The following is a 6977-nucleotide window of genomic DNA, read 5'->3' as shown; positions in this document are numbered from 1 at the left end:
GCGCCCCGATGTGAATTCGCCGATTCTTACGATTTCGGCCACCGCACGGTCGCGCGGGATATGTGATGCTGACAGTTGGTTCCGGTGAGACGAGGAGGATGCACGTGCAGGGTGGCCGCCCCGGCGAGGAGCAGTTGCGCCGCAATTTCGACAATGCGCTGGCCGCCGCCTCGGCCGGGCACGGGGTGCGTTCGGAGTCCGGACTCGACGAGCCGACGCAGCGCGCGCTCTTCGCCGTCGCCGGTGCTTACCCGGAGATTCCCCAGGAATTGACCGATGCCGCCCGGGCCGCGTTCGCCGGTCAGCTGGACGGCAGCAATGCCGCCGGGCGCCGCGCGGAATTCGAGCGCAAGTTCTCCGGCCTGGAGTGACCGTGTCCGAACGATTCAGTGAAAGCGGCTCCACCACAGTGCAATCCGAGCAGAACCTAGACGGTGCGGGGCTGGTTGCCCCGGATCGAGAGCTGGAACACCCCTTCGATGCGCTCGCCCCGGTGGTCGGCGCGGAGTCCGAAACCGAGGGGGGCGCGGCGGAATCCGCCGGCACCACACCGGCCGAACCCGAGCCCACGGACGAAACCCCCGACCCCGATGTCGGTTTCAGCATCGACCCGGCCCCGGTCCTGGACCTACCCGCCCAAGCGCGCAAACTCGCCCACCGGCTCGCCGTCGAACTGAGCGACTTCGGCCCGGAAGGCTGGCACCGCCTGTCGGCCGCCTTCGCGCTCACCACCACCTCGCACCGCTCCCGCCTGGTCTATTTCAATGCGGAGGGCCGCCAGCTCGCCCTGACCCCGCCGGTGGAGGCGCTGAGCCTGGTCACCGCCCACCGCGAACTCTCCGCCGAACTCGGCGACGGCCCATGGTGGCGACTGGAACTCGAGCTCACCGCCATCGGCGAGCTCACCGTCGATCACGACTACGGCGACGAACCGTTCCCCGACGATCAACTGCTGACGCCCGAGGACTACCGCGCCGACCTCGAGCGCTACCCGCGCTCCACCGTGCCCACCTGGCTGGCCGCGTACGCCAACCACGGCAATCGCCAGTCGCGCACCCCGCAGCAGGCCGCCGCGGCCGCCCGTGCCGACGCCGAATCCGGCTATCTGCCAACGGTTTCCGAAGGCGACTTCCCGGATTTCCCGGTGCTCTGGTCACGCTGGGCCGCCATCTCCGCCGCTTTCGTGGCGATCGGCTCCGATTGGGGCCCGCGCATGCTGCCCTCCTTCGGCTGGTTCGAAGGGTCCCGCCGCTCCGGCTCCTCGCTCTATGTCCTGCCCGGCGGCCGCGCCGTGCTCTCCGGCGGCGTCTGGAACGCGCCGGAACTCGAAGCCGCCTACAACGGGAAAGCCGAACTGCCGCAACTGTATGCGGGCGCCCCGGACTGGATCGCCAACCCGGTGCTGAACACGCGCGCCGCCGGCGGCCTGCTCAGCTTCTGCTACTGGTGGGAGCGCGGCCGCTGGTTCCGCGGCGATTCCCCGGACGCCGCCGAACTGGCCGCCGCCGTCCCCGGCATCTGGACCACCGGCACCGTCACCGACGTGATCGCCGGTCTGGCCGCCGAAGCGCCTTCCGACGAATTGCGCGCCACCGTAGCCGATTTCGTCGCCGCCGCCGAACGCCGCGATGTCACCCGATCCGCCCTGGCCGAAGTCTTCGGTCCCGCAGCCGATCTCGACGCCGCGCACTACCAGCTCACCCTCGCGGGCGTGGCGCGCACCGGCCCGGAACCGCTGTCCGCCGAGGACGCCATCGCGGCGGTGCGCTATCACCTGGAAGGCAGTGACACCACCGCCTATCCGCTCGATCGCCTGGTGGCGGAACGGCTTTCGGTAGGCTGGCTGGTCTTCGTGCCGACCGGCCCGGAAGAGATCGCCATCGCCCGCGCGTTGTATTACGTCGCGGACGACGGCGTGGTGGAGTCGGCGACCTCGACGACCCCGCCCTCGATTTACGCGTCCGGCTTCGAAGAGCGCTTCCGGCAGCGACATTCGTAGGAACCCGCTCGCTCGAATGAACAAGGTAGGGAGTCCGGCATGGTAGACAACCCCTGGCTGGAACTGCGGCAGCAGGCCCGCAACGGCGGTCTGGTGGTGGCTTCGGGCGCCGCCCAGAACGCCATCAACAATGCGGCCGAGGTGGCGTACCGGCTCGGCTTCGTCAAGGATCTGACCGGCCCGCTGGCCAGCCATATCGGTTTCAGCGACAACGGCGTCCTGCAGTCCGCGCTCACCATGGCCGAGCGCTGCAATCACGAGGGCGGGCGGCTGAACGGCATCATCGATCACTACATCGATCTCGTGAATGCCATGGGCGAGACGCTGATCGACGCCGACAACAAGTACCAGGACGCCGAAGGGGACTCCCGGTCCCAGTTCGACAAGGTCAAGAAGACCATGGGCCCGAACAATGTCTCGATGCCCACCGACGGCCTCGGCACGGGCACGGCGCCGGTCTGGACCGAGGGCAGCCTCGAGGAGCACGATGCCAAGGCCGGTGCGACCGGTCTGCCCAAGGTCGGCGGCAACCACTACGCCGACGCCATCGGCGCTGAGAACCCGTATGCCCAGCGCGGCAAATGGTTCTGGGAAGTCGGCCAGGGCATCCACCACGACAAGGTCGCCGAGAAGAGCTCGATCTGGAAGTGGGTGGCCAATCGCGTCGACGAGGGTTTCACCAATCTGGTGAACGGCCTGGAGCAGTTGGAGACGAAGGGCCTGTGGCAGGGCGACGGCGCGGACGCCGCCATCGCCGCCGCCAAGAAGTTCAAGACCCAGGCCGGCGATTTCACCGGTGACCTGCGGGTCATGGCGGGCACCCTGTATTACTTCTCGGGCGTGCTGGAGTTCATCAAGCGGGTCTCGCCCGACGACTGGCGTGACGAATGGAACGGCACCAAGACCGAGACGGAGATCGCCGCCACCCAGGCCAAATGGTTCGCCGGCTGGTACACCCCGGGTCTCGCGAAGGCCAGCGCCAATATCCCGATCCTGCAGGATCCCACCGTACCCGCGCCGAAAACGACGACCACCACGTCCACGACCCGTGGCGGCGGTGGCATCACCCCGAATACGAAGAACCAGTTCGGTTTGGGCACGCTGCCGAATCCGAACAACACGAACCCGAACAATACGAAGCCCAACGGGACCGACCCCAACAATACGAAGCCGAACGGCACCGACCCGAATGGGACGAAACCGAATGGCACCGACCCCAACGGCAAAGATCCGAACGGCACCAACCCCAACGGCACCAATCCCAATGGGACCGGTAACGGCGGCAACAGCGGCACCTCGAACTCGGGCGACAGCTCGGGGTTGACCAGCGCTCTGTCCGGTCTGCAATCGGCCGCGCAGCAGGCTTCCTCGGCGGCCTCCACCAAGAAGGCTTCGACCGACGGCTCCGATCTCACCGGCCTGTCCAGCCTGCTCGGCCAGGCCAAACAGGCCGCCGGCAAGGGCGGCGGTGGCGGTGGCGGCGCGGGCGGCGGTGGCGCGGCCACCAATCCGGCCGCGCTCAGCCAGCGCCTGTTCCCGCGCGCCGCGGTCAGCGCCGAGGGCGCGATGACGGTGTCCGCCAGCGCTTCCCGCGCCGGGATCGCCGCGTCGGGCGCCGGTATGCCGATGGGCGGCATGCCCATGGGCGGTCACGGCGCACAGGGCGGTCAGCAGGGCAAGGAGCACAAGCGCCCCGACTTCCTGGATTCCACCGAATACCTGGAGGAGGCCATGGGCGCCCCGCCGGTCGTGGCCAAGCCGGTGGTGGAGGGCTGATCCCGGTGTTTCGCAGCTGGTCGTTCACCGACCTGGAGCTACTGGTGCTGTGGGAGCAGCTCGGCGTCGAAACCCTGCCCTGGCCATTGGATTTCATTGCCCGGGAGCAGTGGTGGGACGACCACCTGGTGGCGCTGGCGGACGCCCGCGGCGCGCTGCGCGAGCGCGAGGAGAACATGGTCGAGGTGCTCGCGCCGATGGGTGCGCCCGATGTGAAGGTCGAGGTGCACGGCTGGGACGGCCGCGACCGGGAGGACCCGGCGGGCAGTATCCGCATCCTCGGCCTGCGCCGCGACGACCTCGGCTATCTGATCGTGCAGCAGCCCGGCGAAACCGTTAGGCACAGTGCCGGTTTCACCGTCACCGAGTGCTACGGCCCGGAACTGGCCACGGAATTGATTCGCGCCCTGCCGGATTCGGAAGCCGGGCGCGGACGCGACGTGGTGCTGGCCGAGCCGGAGCACACCGACGAATTCGACTACGGCTACGGCCTGTCCCCGGCGCACGAGACCATGGACGGCACCGTGGTCGACCAGGCCGCGGACTTCCTGGCCGCGGACGCGCTGCGGCTGGGCGTGATCGAAGTGGTGCAGGGCCGTTCGCGTTTCGGCCCGCGCGGCATCACCCGGCAGAAGCTGGAATGGCGCGATGTGGCCGAGGACGGCCGCTATATCGTGACCGGCGATTTCCCGCCGGTGGCGGCCGCGGCCGATCGCCGGCGCATGGCCGCCACCTTGGACAGCTATATCACCGAAGTGCTGATGACACTGGCGGACGAATGAGAGGGCGTCGATGACCGTCGAGCAACCCAGATTCCCCACCGAGTTCACCGTCTCCTCGCGGACCGGCGCGATCGTGGTGACCACGACGGAAGAGGGCCTGCCGGTGGGCCTTTCGGTGGCATCCGATCAGCTGCGTGGCGCACCTGAGCCATTGGCCGCGGAGATCCTGCGGCTGTGCCGGCAGGCCGCGACCCGCGCCGGTATGCAGCGCCGCGCCCAATTGCAGGCCGCCGGGCTGGCGCCCGAACTGCTGGCGCTGACGGGTTTGCCCACCGTGGAACAGGTTTCGCGACAGGAGATCGTCGAGGAGCAGGACTACGACACCGAACCCGACAGCTGGTTGCGGCCGATCTGAGGGTTTGTCCCGAAACACCCGGTGCGCCAGAATAATCCGCATCACCAGCTGATCATTTATGGATCACCCGGCGTTCATGCCCATTGTGTGAAGTATGTGAAGACTGCTATGCCGGGCGAAGCCTCGCTCTGTATAGTTCGATACGAGTTGATCTTCTTGATGGAGGGGCTCCGATGGACAAGCTCGTCGCTTCGACGGACGCGATCCGCGCCTACGGTGAGGCCAATGCCGCGCTGGCGACCACGGTCGCATCCGCGGCGGCGGTGGACCAAAGCGCCACCCTCGCCGCCGTGATCCCGGTGTTCGGCCTGATCGGCCAGGAATTCCTGGTGAGTTTCGCGGGCGCGCAAGCCAATCACTTCGCCTCGACCGCGGAGCTGGCGCACGTCTACGCGGGCACCGCGCTGGCCGCGCACGAGGCCGCCGCGATCCACGACACCACCGAAGCCGTCTCCGGCCACGATTTCCTATCGCTGTAGCCGCGACCATGACCACGCCCTCCGATCCGAGGCTGTCGGAAGTGCTGCGCGGCACCGCCCTCGGCCCCATGCTGGATCGCCCGGTCAACAGCATCCTGCGCGATATGGGCCTGCCGACGCTGCCCGAGATCCCGGCCGTATCGGTCTCGCTGGAGCTGCCGCCGCTGCCGACGCTGGACCTGTCGGTGCTGACCCGCCCGCTCACCGATCTGGCCTCGTCCTTCGGCACCGGGCAATTGAACACCTCCGATGCCACCACGGCGCTGTCGAACGTCTCCAGCGCCCTGCAGACCGTCCTGTCCCTGGTGAGCTCGCTGGCGTCGATGGCCTCCAGCGACTGGTCCGGCGACGGCGCCACCTCGGCCGCCGCGAAGGGCACCGAGGCCGCCGCCAATACCGCGGAGCTGGAAACCCAGAACGTGCAGCAGAAGACCGTGCTCACCGGCGCGGCGGGCACGGTGGCGGTCGGCAATGCCAGCATGGCGGCGATCATCACCAAGTTCGTGACCGGCCTGACCATCGCGGCCCCGTTCCTGGTCACCCCGGCCGGGCAGGTGTTCGTGCTGTCGCTGGCGAGCGAAACCGCCGCGGAGGCAACGGCGGTGGTGGCCTCGACCAAGGCGCAGCTCGGCGTGCACAGCGCGAATATGACGGCCGCGGGGCAGAAGGTGGCGGTGACCAAGGCCCCGTCCTCGTCTTCCTCGGGCTCGATGTCGCAGCTGACGCAGCTGCTGAGCCTGCTCTCGACGGGTGCGAGCACGGTGTCCAGCGGGGTGCAGTCGGCGCAGCAGAGTTTGCAGTCCATCGCCAAGACCGAAGCGGTCGAACCGGTGGCGAGCGAGGCGGCGTCGGCGGGCACGGGCGGATCCGCAGGTGGCGCAGCGGTTTCGGGTGCGATCGGTGCGCTCGCGGGCGCGGGCGCGAGCACCCCGCTCAGCCAGCTGCACAACACGCGTTCGGCGGCCACCGCCGCACCGGCCGCGCCGGCTTCGGAGTCCGGCGCGGCCCCGGTGCGCGGCAATACCGCCATGACTCCGGGCATGGTGCCGCCGATGTCCGCGGCCCACGGCGCCGGTCCGGCCGCGCGCGGCGGCGACGCCGGTGACGACGAGGTGCACTCCAACCTGGTCACGGGCGAGCACGGCGACGAGGTGGTCGGCGAACTCGGCAATACCGGGGTGCCGGTGGTGGGCGCGGTGGGGACCACCACGCCACGGGTCGCGCCGTGACACGATAGGATGCGCTGAACAAGGGAGGGATGGTCCGAAATGACTACGGGGAACGTAAGTTTCGACAAGAAGGCGGCGCTCGCGGCGGCCGCCGACCTGGACGCGCTGGCAGATCGCCTGGAAGCGGCCGTCGGCGCGGACTCGGCGGCGCTGTCCATTCCCGCGGCCGGCGCCGACGAGGTGTCGGTGCGCGCGGCCGGCACGCTGACCGCGGTCGGCGCGTCCTTCGTGCAGCAGTCCGCGCCCGGCGTGGACGAACTGCGCAAGCTGGCCACCGCGATCCGCGCCCAGGCCGATAACTTCGGCCAGGTCGAAGACGCGTCCGTGGTGGACTTCGTCTCGCTCTGACCCGTGTCC

Annotated in this window: 8 protein-coding genes; all 8 read left to right on the top strand. The window is 69.1% G+C overall.

All coding sequences use genetic code 11. The features are described from left to right. Window positions 1-98: 98 nt before the first annotated feature. Window positions 99-371 carry a hypothetical protein gene (locus tag NY1_RS13540; RefSeq protein WP_067711993.1) on the top strand — a complete coding sequence of 91 codons (273 nt, stop codon included), beginning with the start codon at window positions 99-101 and terminating at the stop codon, window positions 369-371. Window positions 372-373: 2 nt separating this feature from the next. After that, the gene (locus tag NY1_RS13535) at window positions 374-1999 is read left to right on the top strand and encodes a hypothetical protein (protein ID WP_233434324.1); all 1626 of its coding nucleotides are present in this window, start codon (window positions 374-376) and stop codon (window positions 1997-1999) included. 39 nt (window positions 2000-2038) lie between these two features. Next, complete coding sequence (locus tag NY1_RS43660; protein WP_067711990.1) at window positions 2039-3775, top strand: hypothetical protein; 1737 nt, start codon at window positions 2039-2041, stop codon at window positions 3773-3775. Window positions 3776-3780: 5 nt separating this feature from the next. Further along, the gene (locus tag NY1_RS43655; RefSeq protein WP_067711988.1) at window positions 3781-4557 is read left to right on the top strand and encodes an ESX secretion-associated protein EspG; all 777 of its coding nucleotides are present in this window, start codon (window positions 3781-3783) and stop codon (window positions 4555-4557) included. A gap of 10 nt (window positions 4558-4567) precedes the next feature. Then, window positions 4568-4912, top strand: coding sequence for a hypothetical protein (locus tag NY1_RS13520; protein ID WP_067711985.1), 345 nt, complete (start codon window positions 4568-4570; stop codon window positions 4910-4912). Window positions 4913-5085: 173 nt separating this feature from the next. After that, window positions 5086-5391: a hypothetical protein gene (locus NY1_RS13515; protein ID WP_067711982.1), complete on the top strand. Its 306-nt coding sequence runs from the start codon at window positions 5086-5088 to the stop codon at window positions 5389-5391. Window positions 5392-5399: 8 nt separating this feature from the next. Beyond that, on the top strand, window positions 5400-6620 hold the full coding sequence (locus NY1_RS13510; protein WP_067711979.1) for a hypothetical protein: 1221 nt from the start codon (window positions 5400-5402) through the stop codon (window positions 6618-6620). A 39-nt stretch (window positions 6621-6659) separates the two neighbouring features. Beyond that, window positions 6660-6968 (top strand): PE family protein, encoded by a 309-nt coding sequence (locus tag NY1_RS13505; protein WP_067711976.1) that lies wholly within the window; start codon window positions 6660-6662, stop codon window positions 6966-6968. The last annotated feature ends 9 nt before the right edge of the window (window positions 6969-6977 follow it).

The organism is Nocardia yamanashiensis NBRC 100130, from assembly GCF_001613325.1.
GTDB lineage: Bacteria > Actinomycetota > Actinomycetes > Mycobacteriales > Mycobacteriaceae > Nocardia > Nocardia yamanashiensis.
This window is presented reverse-complemented; position numbering and strand designations above follow the sequence as displayed.

Excerpts from the sequence above, each read along its gene's own strand:
- NY1_RS13505 (WP_067711976.1), top strand. The coding sequence starts at position 6,660 with ATGACTACGGGGAACGTAAGTTTCGACAAGAAGGCGGCGCTCGCGGCG.
- NY1_RS13510 (WP_067711979.1), top strand. The coding sequence starts at position 5,400 with ATGACCACGCCCTCCGATCCGAGGCTGTCGGAAGTGCTGCGCGGCACC.
- NY1_RS13540 (WP_067711993.1), top strand. The coding sequence starts at position 99 with ATGCACGTGCAGGGTGGCCGCCCCGGCGAGGAGCAGTTGCGCCGCAAT.
- NY1_RS13520 (WP_067711985.1), top strand. The coding sequence starts at position 4,568 with ATGACCGTCGAGCAACCCAGATTCCCCACCGAGTTCACCGTCTCCTCG.
- NY1_RS43660 (WP_067711990.1), top strand. The coding sequence starts at position 2,039 with ATGGTAGACAACCCCTGGCTGGAACTGCGGCAGCAGGCCCGCAACGGC.
- NY1_RS13515 (WP_067711982.1), top strand. The coding sequence starts at position 5,086 with ATGGACAAGCTCGTCGCTTCGACGGACGCGATCCGCGCCTACGGTGAG.